General features: G+C 75.3%; 25 protein-coding genes. 9 read left to right on the forward strand and 16 right to left on the reverse strand.

The window, feature by feature from the left end; all coding sequences use genetic code 11:
* Complete coding sequence (gene phoU / locus ABC795_RS15775; RefSeq protein ID WP_347058111.1) at positions 1 to 666, forward strand: phosphate signaling complex protein PhoU; 666 nt, start codon at positions 1 to 3, stop codon at positions 664 to 666.
* 63 nt (positions 667 to 729) lie between these two features.
* Here the strand turns inward: phoU and ABC795_RS15780 are convergent, their stop codons facing one another.
* From ABC795_RS15780 to mshA, 4 genes are all read right to left on the reverse strand, one after another.
* Complete coding sequence (locus ABC795_RS15780; protein WP_347058112.1) at positions 730 to 1,488, reverse strand: phosphoglyceromutase; 759 nt, start codon at positions 1,486 to 1,488, stop codon at positions 730 to 732.
* 133 nt (positions 1,489 to 1,621) lie between these two features.
* On the reverse strand, positions 1,622 to 3,214 hold the full coding sequence (locus ABC795_RS15785) for an MFS transporter (RefSeq protein WP_347058113.1): 1,593 nt from the start codon (positions 3,212 to 3,214) through the stop codon (positions 1,622 to 1,624).
* Complete coding sequence (locus tag ABC795_RS15790) at positions 3,211 to 3,756, reverse strand: YbjN domain-containing protein (RefSeq protein ID WP_347058114.1); 546 nt, start codon at positions 3,754 to 3,756, stop codon at positions 3,211 to 3,213. Before ABC795_RS15790 ends, ABC795_RS15785 begins: the two co-directional genes overlap by 4 nt.
* Positions 3,753 to 5,090, reverse strand: coding sequence for a D-inositol-3-phosphate glycosyltransferase (mshA, locus tag ABC795_RS15795; RefSeq protein ID WP_347058115.1), 1,338 nt, complete (start codon positions 5,088 to 5,090; stop codon positions 3,753 to 3,755). Before mshA ends, ABC795_RS15790 begins: the two co-directional genes overlap by 4 nt.
* A gap of 84 nt (positions 5,091 to 5,174) precedes the next feature.
* Here mshA and ABC795_RS15800 point away from each other — a divergent pair, with 84 nt between their 5' ends.
* Together ABC795_RS15800 and ABC795_RS15805 are read left to right on the forward strand one after the other, a co-directional pair.
* Complete coding sequence (locus ABC795_RS15800; protein WP_347058116.1) at positions 5,175 to 5,960, forward strand: SDR family oxidoreductase; 786 nt, start codon at positions 5,175 to 5,177, stop codon at positions 5,958 to 5,960.
* Positions 5,957 to 6,463, forward strand: coding sequence for a GNAT family N-acetyltransferase (locus ABC795_RS15805; RefSeq protein WP_347058117.1), 507 nt, complete (start codon positions 5,957 to 5,959; stop codon positions 6,461 to 6,463). Before ABC795_RS15800 ends, ABC795_RS15805 begins: the two co-directional genes overlap by 4 nt.
* Positions 6,464 to 6,519: 56 nt before the next feature.
* Here ABC795_RS15805 and ABC795_RS15810 read toward each other — a convergent pair whose 3' ends face one another.
* Positions 6,520 to 7,569: a UDP-N-acetylmuramate dehydrogenase gene (locus ABC795_RS15810; RefSeq protein ID WP_347058118.1), complete on the reverse strand. Its 1,050-nt coding sequence runs from the start codon at positions 7,567 to 7,569 to the stop codon at positions 6,520 to 6,522.
* Positions 7,570 to 7,603: 34 nt separating this feature from the next.
* Here ABC795_RS15810 and ABC795_RS15815 point away from each other — a divergent pair, with 34 nt between their 5' ends.
* Both ABC795_RS15815 and ABC795_RS15820 read left to right on the forward strand, forming a co-directional pair.
* The gene (locus ABC795_RS15815; protein WP_347058119.1) at positions 7,604 to 8,473 is read left to right on the forward strand and encodes a class I SAM-dependent methyltransferase; all 870 of its coding nucleotides are present in this window, start codon (positions 7,604 to 7,606) and stop codon (positions 8,471 to 8,473) included.
* Positions 8,470 to 9,309, forward strand: coding sequence for a fused MFS/spermidine synthase (locus ABC795_RS15820; RefSeq protein ID WP_347058120.1), 840 nt, complete (start codon positions 8,470 to 8,472; stop codon positions 9,307 to 9,309). The genes ABC795_RS15815 and ABC795_RS15820 overlap by 4 nt, the downstream gene beginning before the upstream one ends.
* 133 nt (positions 9,310 to 9,442) lie before the next feature.
* On the opposite strand, the gene ABC795_RS15825 is transcribed toward ABC795_RS15820, so the two are convergent.
* From ABC795_RS15825 to ABC795_RS15855, 7 genes are all read right to left on the reverse strand, one after another.
* On the reverse strand, positions 9,443 to 9,730 hold the full coding sequence (locus ABC795_RS15825; RefSeq protein ID WP_347058121.1) for a DUF2516 family protein: 288 nt from the start codon (positions 9,728 to 9,730) through the stop codon (positions 9,443 to 9,445).
* Between the two features lie 148 nt (positions 9,731 to 9,878).
* A complete protein-coding gene (locus ABC795_RS15830) occupies positions 9,879 to 10,655 on the reverse strand; it encodes a hypothetical protein (RefSeq protein ID WP_347058122.1) in 777 nt (258 codons plus the stop codon).
* 33 nt (positions 10,656 to 10,688) lie between these two features.
* The gene (locus ABC795_RS15835) at positions 10,689 to 11,150 is read right to left on the reverse strand and encodes a helix-turn-helix transcriptional regulator (protein WP_347058123.1); all 462 of its coding nucleotides are present in this window, start codon (positions 11,148 to 11,150) and stop codon (positions 10,689 to 10,691) included.
* A gap of 88 nt (positions 11,151 to 11,238) precedes the next feature.
* Entirely contained in the window at positions 11,239 to 12,171 is a 933-nt protein-coding gene (locus tag ABC795_RS15840) for an asparaginase (RefSeq protein WP_347058124.1), read from the reverse strand.
* A 155-nt stretch (positions 12,172 to 12,326) separates the two neighbouring features.
* Positions 12,327 to 12,887 carry an aerial mycelium formation protein gene (locus tag ABC795_RS15845; protein ID WP_347058125.1) on the reverse strand — a complete coding sequence of 187 codons (561 nt, stop codon included), beginning with the start codon at positions 12,885 to 12,887 and terminating at the stop codon, positions 12,327 to 12,329.
* Positions 12,888 to 12,963: 76 nt separating this feature from the next.
* A complete protein-coding gene (locus ABC795_RS15850) occupies positions 12,964 to 14,085 on the reverse strand; it encodes a folate-binding protein (protein WP_347058126.1) in 1,122 nt (373 codons plus the stop codon).
* Entirely contained in the window at positions 14,082 to 14,540 is a 459-nt protein-coding gene (locus tag ABC795_RS15855) for a Fur family transcriptional regulator (RefSeq protein ID WP_347058127.1), read from the reverse strand. The genes ABC795_RS15850 and ABC795_RS15855 overlap by 4 nt, the downstream gene beginning before the upstream one ends.
* A gap of 56 nt (positions 14,541 to 14,596) precedes the next feature.
* On the opposite strand from ABC795_RS15855, the gene ABC795_RS15860 reads away from it, so the two are divergent.
* From ABC795_RS15860 to ABC795_RS15870, 3 genes are all read left to right on the forward strand, one after another.
* The gene (locus ABC795_RS15860; RefSeq protein WP_347058128.1) at positions 14,597 to 15,427 is read left to right on the forward strand and encodes an aminotransferase class IV; all 831 of its coding nucleotides are present in this window, start codon (positions 14,597 to 14,599) and stop codon (positions 15,425 to 15,427) included.
* A 71-nt stretch (positions 15,428 to 15,498) separates the two neighbouring features.
* Positions 15,499 to 17,100, forward strand: a complete 1,602-nt coding sequence (gene nhaA, locus ABC795_RS15865) for a Na+/H+ antiporter NhaA (protein WP_347058129.1) — start codon at positions 15,499 to 15,501, stop codon at positions 17,098 to 17,100.
* A 311-nt stretch (positions 17,101 to 17,411) separates the two neighbouring features.
* Positions 17,412 to 18,146 (forward strand): hypothetical protein, encoded by a 735-nt coding sequence (locus ABC795_RS15870; protein ID WP_347058130.1) that lies wholly within the window; start codon positions 17,412 to 17,414, stop codon positions 18,144 to 18,146.
* A gap of 12 nt (positions 18,147 to 18,158) precedes the next feature.
* On the opposite strand, the gene ABC795_RS15875 is transcribed toward ABC795_RS15870, so the two are convergent.
* Complete coding sequence (locus ABC795_RS15875; RefSeq protein WP_347058131.1) at positions 18,159 to 18,857, reverse strand: DUF2993 domain-containing protein; 699 nt, start codon at positions 18,855 to 18,857, stop codon at positions 18,159 to 18,161.
* A 38-nt stretch (positions 18,858 to 18,895) separates the two neighbouring features.
* Positions 18,896 to 21,127: an MMPL family transporter gene (locus tag ABC795_RS15880; RefSeq protein ID WP_347058132.1), complete on the reverse strand. Its 2,232-nt coding sequence runs from the start codon at positions 21,125 to 21,127 to the stop codon at positions 18,896 to 18,898.
* Positions 21,128 to 21,306: 179 nt separating this feature from the next.
* Here ABC795_RS15880 and ABC795_RS15885 point away from each other — a divergent pair, with 179 nt between their 5' ends.
* Positions 21,307 to 21,888, forward strand: coding sequence for a hypothetical protein (locus ABC795_RS15885; protein WP_347058133.1), 582 nt, complete (start codon positions 21,307 to 21,309; stop codon positions 21,886 to 21,888).
* A 25-nt stretch (positions 21,889 to 21,913) separates the two neighbouring features.
* On the opposite strand, the gene ABC795_RS15890 is transcribed toward ABC795_RS15885, so the two are convergent.
* Positions 21,914 to 23,644, reverse strand: a complete 1,731-nt coding sequence (locus tag ABC795_RS15890; protein WP_347058134.1) for a DUF885 domain-containing protein — start codon at positions 23,642 to 23,644, stop codon at positions 21,914 to 21,916.
* Positions 23,641 to 24,174 (reverse strand): FABP family protein, encoded by a 534-nt coding sequence (locus ABC795_RS15895; RefSeq protein WP_347058135.1) that lies wholly within the window; start codon positions 24,172 to 24,174, stop codon positions 23,641 to 23,643. Before ABC795_RS15895 ends, ABC795_RS15890 begins: the two co-directional genes overlap by 4 nt.
* Between the last annotated feature and the right edge of the window lie 3 nt (positions 24,175 to 24,177).

Here is a 24,177-nt window from a genome sequence, read left to right on the forward strand (position 1 = left end):
GTGCGGGACAGCTACCACGAGGAACTCGACGACATCAACGCCTGCCTGGTGGAGATGGCCAACTCCGTGGGCTCGCAGATGAGCACCGCCACGACAGCGCTCCTCGACGCCGACGTCGCCCTGGCCGACCTGGTGATCGCCGGCGACGACCAGATCGATGCCACCCGCGAGAGCATCGAGCAGCGCACGTTCACCCTGCTCGCGCGCCAGCAGCCGGTGGCCGGCGACCTGCGCACCATCACGGCGGCCATGCGGATCGTCGCCGACCTCGAGCGCATGGGCGACCTGGCGGCGCACATCGCCAAGGTCGCCCGGATGCGGTTCCCCGACCACGCGGTCCCGCAGGAGGTCCGTCCGGCCTTCCTCGAGGCCGGCAACGTGGCCGAGCTGCTCATCACGAAGACTGCGACGGTCATCGCCAAGCGGGACGTCGAGGCGGCGCGGGAGCTGGAGACCGACGACGACGCGATGGACCAGATCCACCGCGGCTTGTTCCGGCAGCTGCTGAGCGAGACCTGGCCCCACGGCATCGAGACGGCCATCGACATCACGCTGCTCGGCCGCTACTACGAGCGCTTCGCCGACCACGCGGTCAGCGTCGCCCGCCGGGTCGTCTACCTGGTCACCGGCGAGCGCTGGGAGTCCGAGGTCACCGGCAAGGCCTGATCCGGGTGAACGGGGCCCCGCGCGGGCCCCGTTCACGAGGGCGCCCGGACGGGCACCGGGCTCCTACTTCTTGCCCTGGTTCTTGACCGCCTCGATGGCGGCCGCGGCCGCCTCGGGGTCGAGGTACTCCCCACCGGGCGTGGTCGGGCGCAGGTCGGCGTCGAGGTCGTAGCGCAGCGGCACCCCGGTGGGGATGTTCAGGCCCACGACGTCGTCCTCGCTCATGCCGTCGAGGTGCTTGACCAGCGCGCGCAGGCTGTTGCCGTGCGCCGCGACCAGCACGGTCCTGCCCAGGCGCAGGTCCGGCACGATCGCGTCGTACCAGTAGGGCAGCATCCGGACGACGACGTCGGCCAGGCACTCGGTGGCCGGGCGCGCCTCCGGCGGCAGGAACGAGTAGCGGTCGTCGCCGTCCTGCGAGAACTCGCTGCCCGGCTCGATCGGGGGCGGCGGGGTGTCGTAGGACCGGCGCCACGTCATGAACTGCTCCTCGCCGTACTCGGCGAGGGTGGCGGCCTTGTCCTTGCCCTGGAGCGCGCCGTAGTGGCGCTCGTTGAGCCGCCAGGAGCGCTTGACCGGGATCCACTGCCGGTCGGCCTCGTGCAGGGCCAGCTCGGCGGTCATGATCGCCCGCCGGAGCAGCGAGGTGTGCGAGACGTCGGGCAGCAGCCCGTGCTCGGCGAGGAGCTGCCCGCTGCGGGCGGCCTCGGCCCGGCCCTTCTCCGACAGCGGGACGTCCACCCAGCCGGTGAAGAGGTTGGCCTTGTTCCACTCGCTCTCGCCGTGGCGGAGCAGCACCAGGGTTCCGGGGGAAGTCGTCACGTCGATCATCCTGCCCGACGCCGCCCACGTGGGCAGCGGGGCCGTCGGGCGAGGGCCCGCGTCCGCTCACCGTCGCCTCCCCGCCCGGGTACGGGTCGGCTCCGCAGCAGGGCGGCCAGCACCGCCTGTCGAGTCACTGCGTGACCGAGGACATGCGCTCTCGCCGGCCCGGCAGCCAGACCAGCACGACCACCGCCGCCACCAGGGTCGCGGCCGCCGTGCCGATCGCGGTCACGTGCATCGCGGTGACGAAGGCCTCCCGCGCCGGCTCCACGACCGCCGCGGCGGCCGCGGCCTCCTCCGGCGTGCCCTCGGCCTGCGCCCGGCTCACCGCCTCGAGCGTGGCCACGATCGAGTGGCGGGCGTCGTCGCGTGTGCCGGCGGGCAGCCCGTCGGCCGCGGACCCGAGCTGCGCGGAGTAGGTGGCGGCGAGCAGCGAGCCGAGGATCGCGACACCGAGGGCCCCGCCCACCTGGCGCACCGAGTTGTTGACCGCCGCCCCGGCGCCGGCCTTCTCCCTGGGGACGACGGACATGATCGACTCGGTCGCGGGCGCCATGACCGCCCCCATGCCCACGCCCTGCACCGAGAGCACGGTCAGCAGCAGCCACACCGGGGACGTGAGGTCGAGCAGCTGCACCCCGGCGAAGGACAGCGCGATCAGCAGGAATCCCGTGGCGCAGACGGCCTTGGCACCGAAGCGCTCGGCCAGCCCGGAGCTGCGCGGGGCCATGAGCGCCATGCCGAGCGCGACCGGGATGAGGGCCGCCCCGCTCTGCAGCGGCGAGTAGCCGCGCACGCCCTGCAGGTAGAAGACCAGGTAGAACGTGGCGCCGAGCAGAGCGAAGAAGTTCAGCCCCAGGGCCCCGGCGGCCGCGGAGAACGCCGGGTTGCGGAACAGCGAGACGTCCAGCGCCGGGTGGGCGGACCGCCGCTGCAGCCACACGAAGAGCACCAGCAGGACCACGCCGCCGACCAGCGGCACCAGCACGCCGGGCGTCGTCCAGCCCTCACCACCGCCGCCCCGGATGATGCCGAACACCAGCCCGGCGAGCGCCACGATCGACAGCAGCACGCCGGGCACGTCCAGGCGGCCGGGGTTCGGGTCCCGGGACTCGGGGACCACGGTGAGCACGGCCACGATCCCCAGGACCGCGACGGGGACGCCGACGAGGAAGACCGCGCCCCACCAGAAGTGCTCCAGGACGGCGCCACCGGCCAGCGGCCCACCGGCGACCGCGATCCCGGCGGTGCCGGCCCAGATCCCGATGGCCCGGCCGCGCTCCCGGGCCGGGAAGACGTTGGTGATGACGGCGAGCGTCGTGGGCTGGACGGCCGCCCCGCCGATGCCCATGACCGCCCGCCACGCGATGAGCTCCAGCGCGGTGTCGCTGAACGCGGCGAGCACCGAGCCGACGGCGAAGATGCTCAGGCCGATCAGCAGCACCCGCCGGCGGCCGATCCGGTCGCCGATCACCCCCCACGAGAACAGCAGCCCCGCGAACACGAGGATGTAGGCGTCCACGGCCCACTGGAGCTCGCCCTGGGTGGCGTCCAGCTCCCGCTGCAGGGTCGGGATGGCGACGTTGAGGATCGTGTTCCCCATGATCACCACGAGCAGGCAGACGGTCATGGTGGCCAGCACCCACCACCGCCGGTCGTAGCCGGCGCCGGTCTCCTCGCCGGGTGCCACGGCGCCCGGCTGCGACTTGTCCGTCGCCGTCACGCCCCGGCAGCCGGGTCGGCGCCGGCGGGGCTCCCGCCCGTGCGGTGCGAGGACTCGACGAAGGCGGCGAAGGCCTCCAGGTTGCGCAGGGACTCGCCCCGCTTCACCCGCCACTCCCACTCCCGGCGGATCGAGGTGCCGAACCCGATCTCGAGCATGGTGTTGAAGTGGTCGTCGGCGTAGCTGAGCACCGAGCCGAGGACGCGGTCGAGCTCCTCGGGGGTGACGGCGGCGTGCGGCAGCCGGCCGGTCAGGTAGACGTCGCCGACCGAGTCGATCGAGTAGGCGACGCCGTACATGCGGGCGTTGTGCTGCAGCAGGTAGGTCCACAGCTGCTCGCGGTTCTCGTCGGGCTGGCGGCAGACGAACGCCTCCACGCGCAGCGCGTGCTCCCCCACGATCAGCCCGCAGACCGTCTTGAGCTTCTTGGTGCCCGGGAGGTCCACCAGCCAGGTGCCCGGCCGGGGGTGCTCGTGCACCAGCTCGCTGTCCCGGAGGGTCTGCTCGATGAGGGCGTCGAGCTCCTCGATCGCCCGGCTCACCGGGCCACCCCGAACCCGGGCAGCGCCCGCAGCGGACCGGGGCGCCGTTCCCGTAGCGGAACAGCGGGCGCGGCGGCCATCTCCGCCGCCGCCGAGACGTAGGCGTCGACGAGGGCGTCGGCGGTGCGGTCCCAGGAGAAGCGCCCGGCGTGCCGGCGGGCGCCCGCAGCCAGCAGCTCCCGGCGGGCCAGCACCGAGCGGACCGCGGTCGCGTAGTCGCGCGGGTCGTGGCCGTCGACCAGGACGCCGGAGACGCCGTCGCGGACCGCCGTCGGCAGCCCGCCCACGGCCGCGGCGACGACCGGGGTGCCGCACGCCTGCGACTCCAGCGCCACCAGGCCGAAGGACTCGTTGTGGCTGGGCACCACCGTGACGTCGGCGGCGCGGTAGAAGTCGGCCAGCCGGTCGGGCGGCTGCGGCCTGTGGAACCGCACCAGGTCTCCGATGCCCAGCGCGACGGCCAGCTGCTCGAGCTGCCGTGGCGCCTCCAGCCCCGAACCGCTGGGCGCGCCGACGACGTGCACCTCCAGTCGGGAGCGGAGGCCGGGGTCATCGGCCAGCATCCGCGCGGCACCGGCGAGGAGGACGTCGGGCGCCTTGAGCGGCTGGATCCGGCCGACGAACAGCAGGACGACGGCGTCGTCGGCCGTCCCGACGGCGCGGCGGGCCGCGGCCCGGCTGCCCGGGGTGAACCGGTCCAGGTCGACGCCGGGCGGCACGACCAGCGTGCGTGCGGGATCGGCCCCGTAGAGGCGCACCAACTGGCGGGCCTCCTCGTCGGTGTTGGCGATCAGCCGGTCGGCCTCGGTCACCACCTGCTCCTCCCCGATGACCCGCGCCCGCGGCTCGGGGCGGTCGCCGGCGGCCAGGGCCTCGTTCTTCACCTTGGCCAGGGTGTGCGCGGTGTGCACCAGCGGCACGCTCCACCGGTCCCGGGCCAGCCAGCCCACCTGGCCCGAGAGCCAGTAGTGGGAGTGGACGACGTCGTAGTAGCCCGGCTCGTGCTGGGCCTCCTCGCGCAGCACCGCCGCGGTGAAGGCGCACAGCTGCGCGGGGAGTTCCTCCTTGCCCAGGCCCTCGAAGGGGCCGGCGCTCACGTGGCGCACCGTGACCCCGGGGCTCATCTCCACGACGGGCGGCAGGTCGCTGGACGTGGCGCGCGTGAACACGTCGACGGCGACGCCCCGCGCGGCCAGCCGGCGGGAGACCTCGACGATGTAGACGTTCATGCCACCGGCGTCGCCGGCACCGGGCTGGTCGAGCGGGCTGGTGTGCACCGAGAGGGTGGCCACCCGGGACGGCAGCCCGGGGCCGGAGAGGCGACGAGCGGGCACGTGGACCTCCGCTCTGCTCCCGCGAGGGTTCGCTGTCGGCACCCCTGTCGGTCCCCCATCCTGCATCAGCGCCAGGATGAGCACATGTCAGGTCCCTCACCTTCCGCCCCGTCGGGGTACCGCCCGCTGCCCGGCACCGGGCGCACCGCCGTCGTCACCGGCGCCTCCAGCGGCATCGGCGCGGCCACGGCCGCCCGGCTGGCGGCCGAGGGCTTCGACGTCGTCGCCGCGGCCCGCCGCGCCGACCGGCTGGCCGCGCTGGCGGAGTCGACCGGCGCCCGGGCCGTGCCGCTCGACGTCACCGACGCGGCGTCCGTGGCGGCGTTCGCCGACGCACTGGACCGGGTCGACGTGCTGGTCAACAACGCGGGCGGGGCGTTCGACGCCCATGCGGTGGCCGACGCCGACCTCGACTCGTGGGCGCGCACCTACGACGTCAACGTGCTCGGCACCGTGCGGGTGACCAGGGCGCTGCTGCCCGCCCTGCGGACCTCCGGCGCCGGCGACGTGCTGTTCGTCAGCTCGACCGCGGGGCTGATCTCCTACGAGGGCGGGGCGTCGTACACGGCCGCCAAGCACGGCGTGCACACGCTGGCCGAGACGCTGCGGCTGGAGCTCGTGGGCGAGCCGGTGCGGGTCATCGAGATCGCGCCGGGGATGGTACGCACCGACGAGTTCTCGCTGAACCGGCTGGGCTCCGCCGACGCCGCCGACGCGGTGTACCGCGGGGTGCGCGAGCCGCTGGTCGCCGAGGACGTCGCCGACTGCATCGCCTGGGCCGTGACCCGACCGCACCACGTGAACGTCGACCTCATGGTCGTGCGACCGCGGGCGCAGGCGGCGCAGCACAAGGTCGCGCGGGACGGATGAGCCGGCCCGTGCAGATCCGCGAGGCGACCGACGCCGACTGGCCGGCGATCTTCCCGGTCTTCCGCGCGGTGGTCGACGCGGGTGAGACCTACACCCACCCGGCGGGGCTGTCGTCCGACGAGGCGCGGGCGCTGTGGATGGCGCCGCCCCCGGGCCGCACGGTGGTGGCCGTCGACGGCGACTCCGTGCTGGGCACCGCCAAGGCCGGCCCCGACCGGCCGGGGCGCGGCTCCCACGTGGTGACGGCGAGCTTCATGGTCGGCCCGGCGGCGCAGGGCCGGGGCGTCGGGCGGGCCCTCGGCGAGCACGTCGTGGGTTGGGCGCGCGCGGCGGGCTACCGGTCGATCCAGTTCGACTCCGTCGTCGAGACCAACGCGCCCGCGGTCCGGCTGTGGCGCTCGCTCGGCTTCCGCATCCTGACCACCGTCCCCGAGGCCTTCGACCACCCCGAGCCCGGCTACGTCGGCCTGCACGGCATGTACCTGGACCTGACCGCCGGCTGACCGCACGGTCGCGCCGAGTGGGGCCCGGAGGGTCCCACTCGGCGCGACCCAGCGGCTCAGGGCAACGGGGGGACGGCAGCTGGTGGCGGGGTCGCCCGGTAGGGCGACGGAGTCGTCGGCTCCCGCACGAGGGTCACCCCGAACCGCTCGCGTACGGTGGCGACCACGCGGTCGGCGAAGGCGAGCAGCTCGGCCGCCGTCGCGCCGTCCTCGGTGGTGAGCGCCAGGCTGTGCCGCGACGACGTGCCGACGCGGCCGTCCCGGGTGCCGCGGCCGAACCCTGCGTGCTGCACCAGCCACGCGGCGCTGAGCTTCACCCGGCCGTCGCCGGCGGGCCAGCTCGGGCAGCCCTCGACGGCGCGCGCCGCGGCCACGATGGGGTTGGTGAAGAACGACCCGGCGCTGCGGCTGTCGGGGTCGGCCGGGTCCCAGACCATGCCCTTGCCCCGGCGCAGCGCCAGCACCGCGTCCCGGACGTCGGCCAGCGGGGCGCGCCGACCGACCTCGATGCCCAGGGTGCGCGCCAGCTCCGCGTACGCGACGGGCGCCGACAGCTCCCCGGGATCGAGCGCGAAGGTCACGTCCAGGACGACGAAGCGGCCGGGCTCGCGCTTGAGCCGGCTGTCGCGGTAGGCGAAACCGCACTCGGCGGGAGCGAGGAACCGCTCGGTCCTCCCGGCTCGGTCGTAGACCCGGACCCCGGTGATCGTCTGGGCGACCTCCTGGCCGTAGGCACCCACGTTCTGCACCGGCGTGGCGCCGGTCGACCCGGGGATGCCCGAGAGCGCCTCCATGCCGGCCAGCCGCTCCCCGACCGTGTGCGCGACGAGCGCGTCCCAGTCCTCCCCCGCCTGGACGGTCAGCCAGTCGCCGCTCCGGTCGATGCCCCGGGTGCGGACGGCGACGACGTCGCCGGGCCAGCCCTCGTCCGGCGCGATGAGGTTCGACCCGCCGCCGACGAGCAGCAGCGGGCGGCCGGCCTCGTCGGCGTCGCGCACCGCCGCCACCAGCTCGGCCGGGGTCTCCACCTCGATGAGCCGTTCGGCGGGGCCGCCGACGGCGAGGGTCGTCAGCTCCGCCAGCGGGACGTCGGATCGCACCTGCACGGGTCGACGGTAGCCGGGGCTACGCTTCCCTCCGGTGAGCGAGGCGGGCGACGAGCACAAGCGCCGGGCCTCGCTGTCCCCTCAGCCGCCGCGCAAGGCGCCCCGGCTGGCCGCCGGGCGGGCCCGGGCCCTGGGCCTCCCGACCCGCGGGACGACGAACGCCAACCGGCTGCGCCGGGTCGACCGCTGGGTGCTGGCCACCCAGGTGCCGCGGTTGCGCGACTCGGCGCGGCCGCTCGTGGTCGACCTCGGCTACGGCTCGTCCGCCGTGACGACGCTGGAGCTGGTGGAGCGGCTGGCGCCCGAGGTCGACGGCCTGGAGGTCGTCGGCCTGGAGATCGATCCCGCCCGGGTGGCGGCGGTGGCGGCCGACCGGGACCCGCCCCGGGTGGACTTCCGGGTGGGCGGGTTCGAGCTGGCCGGGCTGCAGCCGGTGCTGGTCCGCGCCTTCAACGTGCTGCGGCAGTACGACGAGGAGTCCGCCGCCCGCGCCTGGGACACGATGCGCGGGGCGCTCGCGCCCGGTGGGCTGGTCGTCGAGGGCACCTGCGACGAGTGGGGGCGCCGCTCCGCGTGGGTGGCGCTGGATGCCGACGGCCCGCTCACCCTCACGCTGGCCGCCCGGGTGACCGACATCTCGACGCCGTCGGACCTCGCCGAGCGCCTGCCCAAGGCGCTGATCCACCACAACGTGCCGGGGCAGCCGGTGCACGCGTTCCTGCGCGCCTTCGACGCGACCTGGGCCGCCGCGGCGGGGATGAGCGCGTTCGGCCCCCGCCAGCGCTGGACCGCCGCGGTGGAGGCGCTGGGCGAGCAGGGCTGGCCGCTGGTGGGCTCGAGCCGGCGGTGGCGGCACGGCGAGGTCACCGTGCGCTGGTCGGCGGTCGCGCCGGTCGGGGCGTGAGGCTCCCACCGGGGCCGGTCGCCGTCGCGGGCGGCACGGCCGAGCTGCTCGCGGACGCCGATCGCGACGGGTCGTGGATGCTCCTGGTGGACGGCACCCCGCAGTCGCACGTCGACCTCGACGATCCCGCGCACCTGGAGTTCGAGTACGTCCGCCGGATCGGGCACGTGCTCGACCTCGCCGCGACGCCCGGCGCCGCCCTGGACGTGGTGCACCTGGGCGGAGGTGCGCTCACGCTGCCGCGGTATCTCGCCACCACCCGGCCCGGCTCCCGGCAGCGGGTGGCCGAGATCGACGAGCCGCTCACCCGGCTGGTGCGCGAGTTCCTGCCCCTTCCCCGGCACGCCCGCATCCGGGTCCGTGCCGCCGACGCCCGCGAGGCGCTGGGGACGATGCACACGGCGAGCGCCGACGTCGTCGTGACCGACGTCTTCGCCGGCGCCCGGACCCCGGCGCACCTGACCACTGCGCAGTTCGTGGCCGAGGTCGCCCGGGTGCTCCGCCCCGGGGGCGTCTACGCGGCCAACGTCGCCGACGGCCCGCCGCTGCGGTTCGCCCGCGGGCAGGTCGCCACGCTGCGCGCCGCCTTCCGGCACGTGTGCCTGCTGGCCGAGCCGGGCACGCTCCGCGGCCGCCGGTTCGGCAACCTGGTCGCCGTCGCGTCCGACGCCGAGCTGCCGCTGGCCGACCTCAGCCGCGCCTGCGCGCGCGACCCGATGCCGTCGCGCGTGGTCGACGGCGCCGACCTCCACCGGTTCACGGGCAACGCCCGCCCGGTCTCCGACGACGACGCCCAGGCCTCGCCCGAGCCGCCCGCCGGTGTGTTCGGCCGCTGAGCAGCCACCACGAGGCGGTCCCGGAGCCGCCCATGCGTGCTCCTCGGCCGCAGCTCAGCGCCCATCTGCTGTCCGGGTGCTGATGCCGGCCGACGACCAGCCCTGAGGCGGGCCGGCAGGGGGGGTGCGCCGGCTACCAGCTGTTCCCGCTGCTCAGGCCGCGGACGGCGGGCCGCACGTCCACCAGGTAGACGGTCGCGGCGATGACGGCGGGCAGCCCCAGCAGGGACATCGGCGTCTTCTGCCAGAAGATGATCAGCAGGGCGAGACCGGTGATCGCGGCCCACCCCGGCTTGGTCAGCTTGCCGGCCGCCACGTACCCGGAGGCGGGCCGGATCAGGGCGTCGACGAACGCCCAGGCGGTCAGCGCCAGCGACGCCCAGTACAGGATGAGCAGCAGCCATCCGTCGAACAGGCCCATGCCGCGAGCCTACCCGCGCCCGGGCGCACCCCGGCCGGCTGCGCGGGCCGACTCACCCCCGAGGAGGGGCGGCCGGGGACGCGACAGGGCCCCGGAGCGCTGGTCGCAGCTCCGGGGCCCTGGTCGGTGGTCCGACGTCCGGGGGACGTCAGCTCTTCTTCGTGGGCACCGCGGTCGGGTCCGCCGGCTTGGCGGTGCGGGCCCGGGTCACGCGGGCCGAGGTGGCGTCGGCCGGCGACTTGCGCGCGGCGGCGCTGCTCTTCTTGCCGGTGGTGCGGGCCTCGGGCGCCGCGACGGCCTCCTCGGCGACGTCCTTGGTCGCGTCGGCGGCGTCCTCGAGCTTGTCCTCGGCCTCGGCCGCCACCTTGGTGGCCTTGGCCGCGGTCTTCTGCGCCACGGAGGTCACCTCGTTGGAGGCCTCGACGACGGCCTCCGCGGTGTCCTCGAGGACGTCGTCGAGGGTGTCCTCGACGCTGTCGACGGCCTGCTCGGCGCGGCGGACGATCCGGCGGACGCCGGGCTGGCGGCGCAGGTCCTCGACGACCTCGGCGCCACGCTCGGCCAGGGTCTCGACGGTCGTGACGGCCTGGCTGCGGGCCTGCTCGACCAGCTCGGCGACGGTGCTGCGCAGCGCCTCGGGACGGACGGCGGTGGCCAGCTGCTGGGCGGTGGTCCGGGCGGTGCCGGCCGCCTCGGTGGCCCGGGTGCGGGCCTCCTTCACGACCAGGTCGGCCTGGACCTGGGCCTCGCCGGGCAGCGCCTCGGCCTTGGAGCGGAACGAGGCGACGGCGGTGCGGGCCCGCTCGACGGCCAGGTCACCGGCGCCGACGAAGGCCAGCAGCGGGGTGCGGGCCTGCTCGGCGAGGGTGCGGCTCTGGGCGACGGCGAACTCGCCGTACTGCTTCACGGTCTGGGTGGGGGTCATGCCGACTCCTTGGGAGTGGGGGGTGGGGGACGTTCAGCTGGCGGCCGGGGACGACGCCCGGTGCTCGCGGACGTAGGTCTCGTAGAGCTCGAGCAGGACGGCCTTGTGCCGCTCGGACAGCGCGTCGTCGTTGCGGATCGCCGCCACGGTGTCCGGGTTCCCGGTACGCCGGTCGAGGATCCCCGCCTGCTCGTAGAGCGTCTCGGCCGAGATCTTCAGGCCCCGGGCGATCGACGCGAGGATCTCCGCCGAGGGCTTGCGGAGGCCCCGCTCCACCTGGGACAGGTAGGGATTGCTGACGCCGGCGGTGCGGGCCAGCTCGCGCAGCGAGACGCGCGCGGCGTTGCGCTGCTCACGGATGAAGTCGCCGACCGAGCCGACCGCCGAGACGCCGGAGGCGTCGGCGACCGAGTCGGCCACGCTGCCGGCGACCCGGTCCACCGTCGAGCGGACCGTCGTCACCTGTTCGCGGACGAACTCACCGGGGGTCTGCACGGATACGACGCTAACCCCGCGCGCTTGCTCTTGCAAGCGAATCTGTTAGCACTTCGGCGTGAACACCCTCACACCTCGAGGTCGCAGCTCAGACCGCCAGCGTCGAGCTCTCCCGGACCTGGCCGACGACGCCGTCGCCCCCCGGCACCGGTGGACGCGCCCACGGAGCAAGCACCTCGGCCGGCACGCCGAGCCGGCGCAGCCCCGCCGTGAGCGCCGGGGTCCGCCCCCGGTCCCCACCGTCGTCGAGCTTCAGTGCCACCGCCCCCCTCCCGGGCAGCGCCGTCACGTGGACGCCGTCCGCGCCGCCCTTGACCAGCAGCCCGGGCACCGCCTGCATGAGGTCGGTGTCCTCCCGGCCGGTGCCGGCGACGAACCAGGGGTGCGCCCGCATCGCGTCGGCCACCGCCCGGTCCCGCGAGCCCCCGCGCGCCTGCACGAGCGAGAGCACCCCGCGGGCCAGGCCGGTGAGCGACAGGGCGTGCTGCGGAGCCCCGCAGCCGTCGACCACGACCGCCGCGACCTGCTCCCCGGCCGCCTCGGCCAGCCGCGTCTCGATCGCCTGCTGCAGCGGGTGCGCGCGGTCGAGGTAGCCCACGGTCGGCCAGCCGGCGGCGACGCACGCCGAGAGCATCGCCGCGTGCTTGCCCGAGCAGTTCATCGCCAGGCGGTCCGGGGCCCGGCCGGCGATCAGCCAGCCCGCCCTCGTCCCCTCGTGCTGCGGCAGGGCCGGCGGGCAGCCGAGGTCGTCGGGGCCCAGGCCGACGGCTGCCAGCATTCCCGCGACCAGCTCGCGGTGACCGTCCTCGCCGTTGTGCGAACCCGCGCCGACGGCGAGCTCCTCGCCCGAGCGCGGGGCCCAGCCCGCGGCGAGCAAGGCGGTCGCCTGCACCGGCTTGTTCGCCGAGCGGGGCAGCACCGGCCGGTCGACGTTCCCCGCGGCCAGCAGCACGTCCCCGCCCGCGCCGAGCACCACGAGCGCTCCCCGGTGCACCGACTCCAGGAACCCCGACCGCCACACCTCGACGAGAACGGGGCTGTCCGGCCACCGTGACGAGGAACGGCCTCCTTGCAGATCGGAGGATCCCGTCCCCGGCACCCCTCGCACGCTCGGGGCGAGGCTCTGGACGGGGTCGACCGGCGCCGCGGCTTCCGCAGGAGCGCGGCGGTTCTCGTTCAGTGCCGGCCCTCGTCGGCGAGCAGGGCGGCGACATCGGCCTCGCCGTCGCGGTACCGGCGGCCCAGCTCCGCGGCCAGCCCGTCCATGACCTGCTGCACCCCGCGCCGGCGCTCCGACAGGCCCTTCTCCGCCTCGGCGAGCGAGCGCGCGGCCTCCTCGAGCTCGTCGTCGGAGAGCTCGGTGATCGCCGACAGGTCGGCACCCGGGGTCAGCGAGTTCACCCAGGACTCGTACTCCTGCGGGTCGGCCGGCTGGACCGTCTGGTGCCGCCCGAGGCCGTGCGCAGGGCCCCGGCCCTTCTCCGCGAGGATCTCCGGCAGGAGGTCCACCAGCGACCGCCCGTCGTGCTCGGCCCGCCGCTGCAGCTCGCGCCGGACGATGTCCAGCCGGCCCTGGAGCAGGCGGCGGGTGTAGGAGAGATTGACCTCCTGCTGCTCCGCCTCGCGGCGCAGCCGCCGCACGTCGCTCATCGGCCGCTGGACCGCGGACTCCAGGAATGACGGGTCCAGCAGCGCGTCGACGGCGGCACCCCCGGCGGGGGACGGCTTCGGGCTCACGGGGTGGCCTCCAGGGGCGGGACGCCCGGCACGCGGGCATCGGCGGTGATCGGCGGGCGCCGGCGGTGCGGCGGGCTCACTGCGGGATCGTCCCAGACCGGACGGCCCGCACGCGGTCACGCGCCGCCGCCTGGGTGTCGTCGGGCCCGGACGGCGCGTCGTCGGGGTCGACGGCCGCCGTAGAACCGCCCACGGTGAGCGCGGCGCCCGGGGCCACCGACTGCTTCACCAGCGCCAGAGCGACCACGCCGAGCTCGTGGTGGCGGACGACGCTGCCCACCCGGCCGACCGTGCGGGTGCCGGCCAGGACCGGCTCGCCGGGGGCCGGGAGGTCCTCGCTGACGCCGTCCAGGTGCAGCAGCACCAGCCGGCGGGGCGGGCGTCCGAGGTTGTGCACGCGGGCGACGGTCTCCTGCCCGCGGTAGCAGCCCTTCTCCAGGTGCACGGCGGTGGTGAGCCACTCGAGTTCGTTGGGGATGGTGCGGTGGTCGCTGTCGGTCCCGAAGCGCGGCCGCCGGGCCTCGACGCGCAGCGCCTCGTACGCCGACACCCCGGCGAGCCGGGCCCCGGCGGCCAGCAGGCGGTCGGCGACCACCCCGACGTCGGCCCGCGGCGCCAGGACGTCGAACGCCGCGGCGGTCCCGTCCCCCAGGGCCGGCATCCGCCGCACCCAGCCACCGCCGGTCGCCACCACGCCGTAGGCCGCCTCCGGCACGGGCAGCCCCGCCGCCGCGAGCACCGCCGGGCCCTCGGGCCCGACCACGCCCAGCAGCGCCCAGGCGTCGGTGACCAGCCGGGGCTCCACCCGCAGCATGAACCGCATCCGCTCCAGGAAGGCGTGCAGCGCGGCCCCGGTGCCCGGCTCGACGTCGGCCCAGGTGGTGCCGGCCAGCTCGGTGACCACCAGGTGGTGCTCCACGTGCCCGTTCGGGCTGAGCACCAGCGCCTCGCTGCCCGTGCTGTCGCCCAGCCGCTCGAAGTGCTGGCTGGTGATGCTGTGCAGCCACGTCAGCCGGTCGGCCCCGGGCACCACGAGCACGTCGCGGTCGCTGCGGTCGACCAGACCCGCGCCCTCGGCCAGCACCCGCTGCTCGCGCAGCGGGTCGCCGTAGTGGGCGGCGACGGCGCGGGCCGCCTCCGGCCCCACCTCGACGGGCACGGCCCCCGGTCGGGACAGCAGGGGCGAGGGCGTGGTCATGGCGACTCCGTTCGGGCGCGGTCTCGGCAGGCGCGGCACGTGCCGGAGAGGGCGACGTGACCGACGTCGACGGTGAAACCCAGGTCGGCCGCCAGACGTTCCGCCACCTCGTCGAGCAGGTCGGGCGCCACCGAGCAGATCTCCCCGCAGGAGTTGCAGACCACGTGCAGGTGGGGCCGCTCGGCGGCGTGGTAGACCGGCGCTCCCCGCCCCAGGTGGGTGTGCCACACGAGGCCGAGCCGCTCCAGCAGCTCGAGCGTGCGGTAGACCGTCGAGGTGTCCGGAGCGCTGCCGCCCGGGCCGGCCTCCTCGCGCAGCCGCGCGCCGATGGCCTCCGGGGTCGTGTGCGCCAGCGCCGAGACCGCGGCCAGCACCCGCGCGCGCTGCGGGGTCAGCCGCAGGCCGCGGGCCCGCAACTGCTCGGCGAGCGGCGCGGCGATGTCGTCCGTGCCCATGGCGAGAGCCTATGCCGGGGGTGGGGCAGGCTGGGCGCGTGACGGAGGAGCGCAGGGTGGCGGTCTGGCGGGATGGCGTGGCGGTGGCGGTTCCCGCCGGCGAGCCGGTGGTGACCGCCTTCGACCAGGGCCTGGGCCGCGGGGACGGCGTCTTCGAGTCCGTCGCAGTCGTCGCCGGGCGCACCCCGCACCTGGACGCGCACCTGGCCCGGTTCGCCCGCTCCGCCGCCCTCCTGGGGCTGGACTCCCCCGGCGACGCCGTCTGGACGGCGCTGGTCGCCGCGGTGCTGGCGGACTGGGACGCCGGCACCGAGGGCCTGTGCCGCCTGTTCCTCACGCGTGGGCCGGGCGACGGCGCCCCGCCGACCGCGCTCGCGCTGCTCGCCCCCGTGCCGCCGGAGACGCTGCGGCAGCGGGCCGAGGGCCTGTCGGTGGTCAGCCTGGGGCTGGGGGTGCCCGCCGACTTCCGCGCCCGGGCACCGTGGCTGCTCGGCGGCGCGAAGACCCTGTCCTACGCGGTCAACATGGCGGCAGGGCGTCACGCGCACGACCTCGGCGCCGACGACGTCGTCTTCACCAGCCTCGAGGGGCTGGTCCTCGAGGGCCCGACCTCGACCGTCGTGTGGGCCGCCCGCGGCACCCTGCACACGCCGCCGGTGGACACCGGCATCCTCGCCGGCACCACCCAGGCCCGGCTGTTCGCCAGGGCGGAGGCCGACGGCTGGCCCACGGCCGTCACCGCCGGCACGGTCGACGACCTGCACGCCGCCGACGCCGTGTGGCTGCTCTCCGGGGTGCGCGGCGCCGCACCGGTGCACACCCTCGACGGGGTGCGCCGGGGGGACGCCGGGCTGTCCCGACGGGTCCGGGAACTGCTCGCCGGGTAGCGTGAACGGAAGGTGAGCCGGGAAGTCTGGTCGGCAGCCCCTCCGCCGACCCTTCCCCACGGAGCCGCCGCATGACATCCCCCGCATCCGCCCGCCTCTTCGGGCGCGGCTCCTGGACCGAGGCCAGCCGGGTGGCCTCCGTCCTCCGCAAGGAGACCGTCGGCGGCGTCCTGCTGCTGACGGGCGCGGCCATCGCGCTGATCTGGGCCAACTCGCCCTGGGCGGAGTCCTACGAGGCCCTGCGCGACACCCGCGTCGGGCCGGCTGCGCTGCACCTGGACCTCACGCTGGGCACGTGGGCTGCCGACGGGCTGCTGGCGATCTTCTTCTTCGTCGCCGGTCTGGAGCTGAAGCGCGAGTTCGTCGCCGGGGATCTCCGCGACCCGCGCCGTGCGGCGCTGCCGATCGCCGCGGCGGTCGGCGGGATGGCGGTGCCCGCCCTGTTCTTCGTCCTGCTCAACCTCGGCGGACCGGAGGGCGCCCTGCGTGGCTGGGCGATCCCGTCGGCCACCGACATCGCCTTCGCGCTCGCCGTCCTCGCGGTGATCAGTACCCACCTGCCCAGTGCGCTGCGCACCTTCCTGCTCACCCTTGCCGTCGTCGACGACCTCCTGGCCATCGTCGTCATCGCGGTCTTCTACACCGCCCAGCTCGTCGTCCCGGCCCTGCTGCTCTCCCTGGTGCCGCTGGCGATCTTCGGCTTCCTCGTGCAGAAGCGGATCCGCTCCTGGTGGCTGCTGCTGCCGCTCGCGGCGGCCACCTGGGTCCTCATGCACGAGTCGGGGGTGCACGCCACGGTCGCCGGCGTGCTGCTGGCCTTCACCGTGCCGGTCGTCCGCAGCGCCGCGGCCGGTGGACCGGACGCCGGACCCGGGCTCGCCGAGCACTTCGAGCACCGCATCCGGCCGCTGTCGGCGGGGGTCGCCGTCCCGGTGTTCGCCTTCTTCTCCGCGGGCGTGGCCGTCGGTGGGCTCTCCGGTCTGGGCGAGTCGCTCGGCGACAGCATCGCCATCGGCATCATGGTCGGCCTGGTGGCCGGCAAGGCGATCGGCATCACCGGGGCCACCTGGCTGATCGCGCGCTTCACCCGGGCGCAGCTCGACGAGAACCTGGGCTGGGCCGACGTGGTCGGCCTGGCCCTGCTCGGCGGCATGGGCTTCACGGTGTCGTTGCTGATCACCGAGCTGGCCTACGGCGCGGAGAGCGAGAGCTACGAGCACGCGAAGATCGGCATCCTCTTCGGCACGCTGCTCGCCGCCGTCCTCGCCGGAGTCATCCTCCGGCTGCGGAACCGCCGCTACAAGCAGATGTACGCGGCGGAGAGCCGCGACGTCGACCGGGACGGGATCCCGGACGCCTGGGACACCGTCGACGACCGCGCCGAGCACGAGCGGGAGGGTGCGACCCCACCGGGCCACACCTTCGGCGGGACCCCGCGCGGGGACGAGGACGACGCTCCCCCGCCCGCTTACGAGACGGTCGACGACGAGGCCGACCACGACCCCGACTGGGAGGGCGCACCCCCGCCCGGGCGGGGCGTCACCGACGCCGCTGGCACGGGCGAGGCACCGCCGGCCCCCTACGAGACGGTCGACGACGAGGCCGACCACGACCCCGACTGGGAGGGCACCCCGCCTCCGGGACGGCCGGCCAGGCCGTTCGCTGACGGCTGACAAATCCGGTTGCCGGAGCCCTCCGCGCCGACGTACCGTCGTCGTACACGAGAGAGGAGGTGGTCCGTAACTTGCTGAGCTACAGGACTCGTGAGGTGGCTGTCCGCTAGCCGCCGTCCAGATGGGCCGCCCGTTCGGATGGGAATTCGAACGACGGCATGATCGCCCGTCCGTCGTACGGCGGCGAGCGAGAACCGGACAGTCACCCGACCCCCGGGCCGCCGACATTTGTCCAGTCGGCCCGCGTGCTGCCCCCTCAGGGAGGCGCCGCGGAGCAGCCCGGGGGTTGTCCGTTCTCCGGGGAGGTCGGCGTGCAGCTCGGCGGACTCCCCATCGAGACCGATGTGTCGGTCGGCAGCTGGATCGCCGGAGCGGTCGCCCGCGAGGACCGGGGCACCGTCGGCTCGCTCGTGCCCCCGGTCTTCCCCGCGTACGCCCGGGTGCTGCACCCCGCTTACCGGTACGACGGCGACGAGGACGTCGAGATCACCTGGTCCTCCGTCGCCGCCGTCAACGGCACCGTCGCCCATCCGCTCATGCAGTGGCCCGCGGTCACCGGCGGCTGGGAGTACCTGACCGAGGACAGCCAGCCGCCCACGTGGGACGGCGCTCCCGCCGAGGGGCACCTGCCCACCACGGTCGCCGGGCGCATGGCCCGCGTGCTCGCCCGGCACACCGCCGTGCCCGGCAGCTGCCTCTTCGGCCGCTGGGCGGGCTCCGGCTTCGACGCCGACGCCGTGCGCGGTCTGCCGACGCTGCCGCTGCCCGGGGCGCGCGACGTCGTCCTCGTACGGGGCCGGGTCACCGATGCCGCCCGCAACCTGGCGCCGGAGCCCTCGGAGCAGAGCGCCAACCTGTGGTGGCCGTCGGACCGCACCTGGCTCGTGGCGACCGACATCGACCTGGTGAGCACCTACGTGGGCGGAACGGCGGCGTGCATCGCCGAGCTGCTGGCCACGCCGGCGCTGGAGGTCGTCCGCGCGGCCCCGGCCGACCCGGTGGGCCTCGGCGACGACCCGGTCAACCCGGTGCCGCCCCGCGGCTGAGCCGAGCGTCGCTCAGGGGCCGATGAGCACCCAGTCCCCGACGACGTCGACCTGCACCCCCGAGTCGGTGGGTCGCACGTCGCTGATCCGCTGGGCGAAGGGCAGCGGGTCCAGGGGCACCCGGAAGGTGAACCGTTCGGCGAGCAGCAGCTCGCTCACCCCGCCCAGGCCGGGAACGCCGCTGAAGCGCCTGGGCTCCACGACGAGCGTGTCCCCGTCCGCGCCGAGGTCGACATCCGCGGAGGCCTCCACCGTGCTGCCGAGCAGGTCCGCCGCCCCGGTCACCCGCAGCTCCCCGGGATCGGCCTCCTCGAGCGACAGCGGACGCCCGGTCATGTCCAGGTACCGGTTCAGGTCGTCGTAGCTCAGGAAGGCCTCGGCCTCGGTGCCGGTGACGAGCAGCCGGTCGGGGTCACCGCGCAGGAGGTCGTGGAAGGACAGGTAGACGTCGGTGAGCCGGGCGTCGACGGACGTGATCCGCAGCGGCCCGGAGGTGACCTCCTGCATGGCGATCTCCACCTCGTCGTAGCGACCGCGGAGGACCTGGGGGAGGAACAGGGGGCCACGCACCTTGACCTCCGGCTCCTCGAGCGTCCCCGTCCGCTCCTGCAGCGCCTGGGCGACGAGCCCCTCGGCCGCACGGCGGGCCAGCAGGTCGGCTCCCCACAGCAGCAGCACGGTGCCCAGCAGCACGCCGAGGGCGATCCCCACGCCACGGCCTCCCAGCCGCCGGGCCATGTCCGTCCCTCTCATGCGCTCGGTCCACCGGTGACCGCGGGCTGCCGTTCCGGCACGATCCCGGCGTCACGCTCCTCCAGCAGGGTGTCCTGCTGCGCCGCGTCCAGGCTGCCGCCGGAGGTCCGGATCCGCCTGCTGGGCCAGCCCGCCGCACGGCCGAGCAGGGTGAGGACGGCCGGCGTGATCACCGGCCGGATGAGGAAGGTGTCGATCAGCAGGCCCAGGGCCATGATGAAGGCGACCTGCCGGAAGCTGTCCAGCGGGATGATCGCCACCATGGCGAAGGTGGCCGCCAGGATGACCCCCGCCGCGCTGATGGCGCGCGCGGTGGCCGGCATCGCCACCGCGATCGCCTCCCGCAACGGCCGGCGGGCCGCCTCCTCCCAGATGGACCCGACGGCGAACACGTTGTAGTCGGAGCCGAGCGCGAGCAGCAGCACGGCCGTGGTGAACGGGACGTAGAAGGTCAGCCCCGGGTCGTCGAGGAGCTCCTGGAACACCAGGACCGAGATCCCGAGGGCGGCGGCCACCCCCAGCGCACTGGTGGCCAGCAGCAGCAGGGGCGCCAGCAGCGCACGCAGGTAGAGCGCCAGAATGACGAACTCCACGACCAGCGCCGCCAGCATGGTGCGCCGGAGGTTCTCCTGGGTGATCAGCGCGAGCTCCGCGGCGACCGCCGTCTGCCCGGCCACCCCCGCCGTCGCCCCCTCCACGCCGGCCTGCTCCAGCAGGTCGGGCAACCGGTCCTGCAGGAGGGCCAGGTCGTCGATGGCGTCGGCCGCCAGCGGATCGCTGTCCAGGATCACCACGAACCGGGCGAGGTCGCCGTCCGCCGAGAACACGATCCCGAACTCCTCGGGCAGCGGGTTCTGGGCGGCACCGAGCACCTGGGCCACGCCCGGCTGCATCTCCAGCAGCTCCTGCAGCCGTTCCAACGCGTCCCGCTGCTCGGCGATGTCGGGAGCCTCCACGAGCACCTCGGTGGGTGCCACGACACCGCGGACGCCGGCGTCGTCGAGGATCTCCGCTCCTTCCCGCACCGGATCGCCGGAGGGCAGCCCGGAGACGAACGACAGGTCCAGCCGCAGGTCCGACAGCGGCAGGGCCGCCGGCACCAGGACGCCCACCCCGAGCAGCACGGCGACCCAGGCGCCGCGGCGGGTGGAGGTCCTCCGCGCCATCCAGCGGGCGCCCCGTCCGGCCCGGCGGTCCAGTGCGCCGCCCCGCGCCACGCCCGACGGGAAGAACAGCCACGGCCCCAGGACGGCGATCACCGCCGGGACCAGTGTCAGCGAGACGACGACCCCGACCACGACGGTGAGCGACAGCGCGGGGCCGAACGCCCGGAACAGCTCGAAGTCGGCCACCAGCAGCGCGGCGGTCCCGGCCGCGACGGTGATGCCCGCGACCGCGACGATCGGGCCGTCGGTGGTCACGGTGCGCCGGGCGGCCTCGTGCGGCGCCAGCCCGGTGTCCAGGTGGCGGCGCATGCCGGAGAAGAACAGGACGCAGTAGTCGGTGACCACGCCGATGAGCAGCGCGGCGGTGAGCGGCTGGAGCTGGTCGGGCAGCGCGAAGCCGAAGGCGGCGGCCGCCCTCGCGAGGAGGTGCACGGCCAGCAGGTAGCCGATCCCGGCGGCGGCCAGCACCACCAGGGGCGCCACGACCGACCGGAAGGTGAGCCCGACGACGACGGCGATGAGCACCAGGGTCGCCACCTCGAACAGGTGCAGCCGCGCCTCGAGGTGCTCGGCCTGCTGCACCCGCGCCGGGGTGATGCCCGTGACGTAGGTCTGCACGTCCGGCTGGTTGCGGAAGTGCTGGGCGTACTGGCGAGCCAGCGCCGTGCCGTCGGCCAGCGACGTGCCGCCGGTGGTGTACAGGTAGGTGACCGCCGTCTCCGGGGTGGAGGTGGGCAGCGGCACCGCGGCCACGATGTTCCCGTCGGCGGTCGGGGCCTCGCTGCGGAGGGTGGCCTGGGTGTGCTGGAGCGCCCACAGGGCGATGTCGGCCCGGGTGAGGGCACTGAGCCCGCCCGGATCGTGGACGACGACCGCGGTCTGGGACAGCACCGGAACGCGGAACTCGGTGAGGGAGCGCTGCTGCACCTGGGCCGCCTCGCTCCCGACGGGCAGCAGGCTGCCGAAGTTGTTGCTGCCGCCGCCACCCGACGGCGTCGGCAGCAGCACGGCGACGACGGCGGCGGCCAGCCAGAGGCCCATGACGATCCACCGGCCGGTCACCACGGCCGAGCGGAGCGCCCTGCCGACGGCGGACAGCCCTCGGACCGGCGCCCGCACCGCGGATCGCGCTGCCGACCGTGCAGTCAACACGGCCTCCCAGCCTGTGACCGGCACCGACTACCGGTGGTGGGAGGAGGGTAGGGCGATCCGGGACGACCTGCAGGCGGAAGGACATCCCCATGCCCGAGGACCGCACCGAGCCGACCTCCGGTGCCTCCGCAGCACCGGCCGCTGCCGACGAGCCCACCCTCGACCGCGAGGAACCCGGCAGCCGGCCGGGGCGCGCGCCGAAGACGTGGTGGCTGGTCGCCCCGGCCTTCGTCGCGGGCCTGTTCGGAGGCGCGATCCTGCTCGGATTGCTCCGCGAGGACCCGCCGCCGGTACCGGCCACCGCCGCCGAGTCCCCGGCCGGCACCGGTGCGGCCGAGCCGTCCTCGCCGGGCGGCGAGGGCCCGGGGGCCAGCGCCGAGATCACGGTGAACGAGGCCTGCCTGCGTGTCGTGAACGGGACCAGTGACCTGGTCGACGTCATCGACGACCTGGGCGACGCCGCGGCGGGCCTGGACATCTCCGGTCTGGACCAGGCGATCAGAGAGCTGCAGCCGCTGGAGCGACGGCTGCGCGACGACCTGGACGGCTGCGAGACCGACACCGCCCTGCCCGGCGACCTGTCGTCGCAGCCGGACGGCTCCGGAGCGCCGCGGTCGGGTGGGACCGCCCCGTCCGAGGCCTCCCCCACGACCGCCGGCCCGTCCGACTGAGGAAGATCACTCCGCCGGGCAGCCGTCAGAGGAGGGCGAGCTCCGCGGCCAGGTCGTCCAGGCCCAGTGACCCTTGGGAGAGCGCGGCCATGTGCCACGCCTTGAGGTCGAAGCCGGCCCCCCGGGCCTGCTGGGCCGCGGCCCGCCCCTCGCGCCACGCCCGCTCGCCGAGCTTGTAGCTGATCGCCTGCCCCGGCATGCCGAGGTAGCGCACCAGCTCGCTGTCGAGGAAGGCGACGTCGGCGCCGGAGTGCTCGCCCAGGAAGGCCCGGGCGAGCTCGGGCGTCCACGGGCGCCCGCGGTGCTCGGCGAGCACGCCCTCGGCGTCGTCGGGCACCGGCAGCCCCAGGTGCATGCCGATGTCGATGACCACGCGCACCGAGCGCAACTGCTGCGCGTCGAGGAAGCCCAGCCGCTCCGCCGGGTCGACGAAGTAGCCGAGCTCGTCCATCAGCCGCTCCGCGTACAGCGCCCAGCCCTCGACGTTGGCGCCGACCGAGCCCAGCGAGGTCTGGTAGGTCGACAGCCGGCCGGAGACGTACGCCCACTGGGCCAGCTGGAGGTGGTGGCCCGGAACGCCCTCGTGGTACCAGATGGAGACCAGGTCCCAGAGCGGGAAGCGGGTGCGCCCCAGGGTGGGCAGCCAGGTGCGGCCCGGTCGGGAGAAGTCCTGCGCCGGCCGGGTGTAGTACGGCGCCGCCGCGCTCCCGGGCGGCGCGATCATCGCCTCGACCCGCTTCACCGGCTCGGCGAGGTCGAAGTGGGTGCCGTCCAGCGCCGCGATCGCCTCGTCCATCATCGACTGCAGCCGCCGGCGGATCGCCTCGGCGCCCTCGACCGCCGGGCCGTGCTGCGACAGCCAGCGCATCGCCGCCAGCGGCGTCGCCCCCGGCCGCACCCGCTCGGCCTCGACGCGCTGCTCCGCGAGGATCCGGCGGTGCTCGGCCCAGCCCCAGGCATAGGCGTCCTCCAGGCCCTGCCCGGCGCCCAGGTCCGAGCCGGTCCAGCGCCGGGCGGCCACCGCGTACCGCTCCCGGCCGACGGCGTCGGGGGTGCCCTCGGCCAGGGCGGCGTAGTCGTCCCGCAGGTAGTCCCGGATGTCGGCGACCGCGGCGTCGGCGGCCCGTGCGGCGGCGTCCAGCTCACCGCGCAGCGCCTCGGGACCGCCGGCGACGACGCCCGCGAAGTAGGGCCCGGCGAGCCACTCGTCGAGCTGGGCGACGACGGTGCGCACCTGCCGCGCCGCGGCGAGCAGCCCCCGCCGGCCACCCTCGGCCAGGGTCTCGCGGTAGCCGCGGTAGGCCTCGGGCACCCGGGCCAGGCGACGGGCCAGGACGGACCAGTCCTCCTCGCTCGCCATCGGCATCATGGAGAAGACCTGGCGGACCGAGTGGATCGGCGTGAACAGGTTGTTGAGCGAGCGGAACCCCTCGCCGGCCCCGTGCACGGCCAGCTCCGCCTCCAGCCGCTCGCGCAGCAGGCGGGCGCAGCGACGCTCCACCGGGTCGTCGTCGAGCGCCGGGTCGGCGGCCAGCACCCGGTCCAGCTCGGCGAGCGTGGCACGGGCGAGATCGGCCTCGGCCTCGAGGCCGGCCGGGCCGTAGTCGGGCAACCGGTCGTCGCCGGGACGGGTGCCCAGCGACGTGGCCACGATCGGGTCGAGGTCGCAGACGGCGTCGACGTAGCGGTCGGCCACCTGGCGTGGGGTGGCGGGGCGGGCGCCGGACGACGGGGTGGGGGCCTCCGGGGCGCTCACCGCAGCCGCTCCAGCCGGGCCGACATGATCGGGCGCAGCGGCTCCTCGCCGACGGCCCGGTCGATCGCGTACATCAGCGCGCCCTCGACGATGCCGTAGAGCCGCACCGCCCGGGTCACCCCGGGAGCGTCCGGGGTGCGGGCCACCACGTCGCTGGTCAGCTCCCAGCTCGTCGTCGTGCGCGCCGTGCCGACGTAGATCTCCACGAGCCCCTCGGGGCCGGCCACCAGCAGTTCGACGTCGTCGTTCCCGCGGGGGCGCCAGAAGCCGGACTCCCGCACGTCGGGGCCGACGATCTTCCCGTCGTCGGTCAGCCGCCAGGTCCGGGACTCGTAGGCGAGGAACCCCCGGCCGTCGTGGCCGAACCGGATCCACTGGCCGAACCGGTGGTCACCGCCCGACCCCGCCGCCTGCCCCTCGCCGTGCCACTCCCCCAGCAGGGGCAGCACCGAGAGCAGCTTCTCGGAGACCTCCGGCCCGCTGCGGACGTCGGCGGTGTCGGGCACCGGCAGCTCGGTTCCCCCGCTCATCGC

It is taken from the genome of Blastococcus sp. HT6-30 (genome assembly GCF_039729015.1).
GTDB lineage: Bacteria > Actinomycetota > Actinomycetes > Mycobacteriales > Geodermatophilaceae > Blastococcus.

Coding starts and splice junctions, on each gene's coding strand:
- ABC795_RS15800 (WP_347058116.1), top strand. CDS start 5,175: ATGTCAGGTCCCTCACCTTCCGCCCCGTCGGGGTACCGCCCGCTGCCC.
- ABC795_RS15805 (WP_347058117.1), top strand. CDS start 5,957: ATGAGCCGGCCCGTGCAGATCCGCGAGGCGACCGACGCCGACTGGCCG.
- ABC795_RS15825 (WP_347058121.1), bottom strand. CDS start 9,730: ATGGGCCTGTTCGACGGATGGCTGCTGCTCATCCTGTACTGGGCGTCG.
- ABC795_RS15830 (WP_347058122.1), bottom strand. CDS start 10,655: ATGACCCCCACCCAGACCGTGAAGCAGTACGGCGAGTTCGCCGTCGCC.
- nhaA (WP_347058129.1), top strand. CDS start 15,499: ATGACATCCCCCGCATCCGCCCGCCTCTTCGGGCGCGGCTCCTGGACC.
- ABC795_RS15855 (WP_347058127.1), bottom strand. CDS start 14,540: ATGGGCACGGACGACATCGCCGCGCCGCTCGCCGAGCAGTTGCGGGCC.
- ABC795_RS15885 (WP_347058133.1), top strand. CDS start 21,307: ATGCCCGAGGACCGCACCGAGCCGACCTCCGGTGCCTCCGCAGCACCG.
- ABC795_RS15895 (WP_347058135.1), bottom strand. CDS start 24,174: ATGAGCGGGGGAACCGAGCTGCCGGTGCCCGACACCGCCGACGTCCGC.
- ABC795_RS15850 (WP_347058126.1), bottom strand. CDS start 14,085: ATGACCACGCCCTCGCCCCTGCTGTCCCGACCGGGGGCCGTGCCCGTC.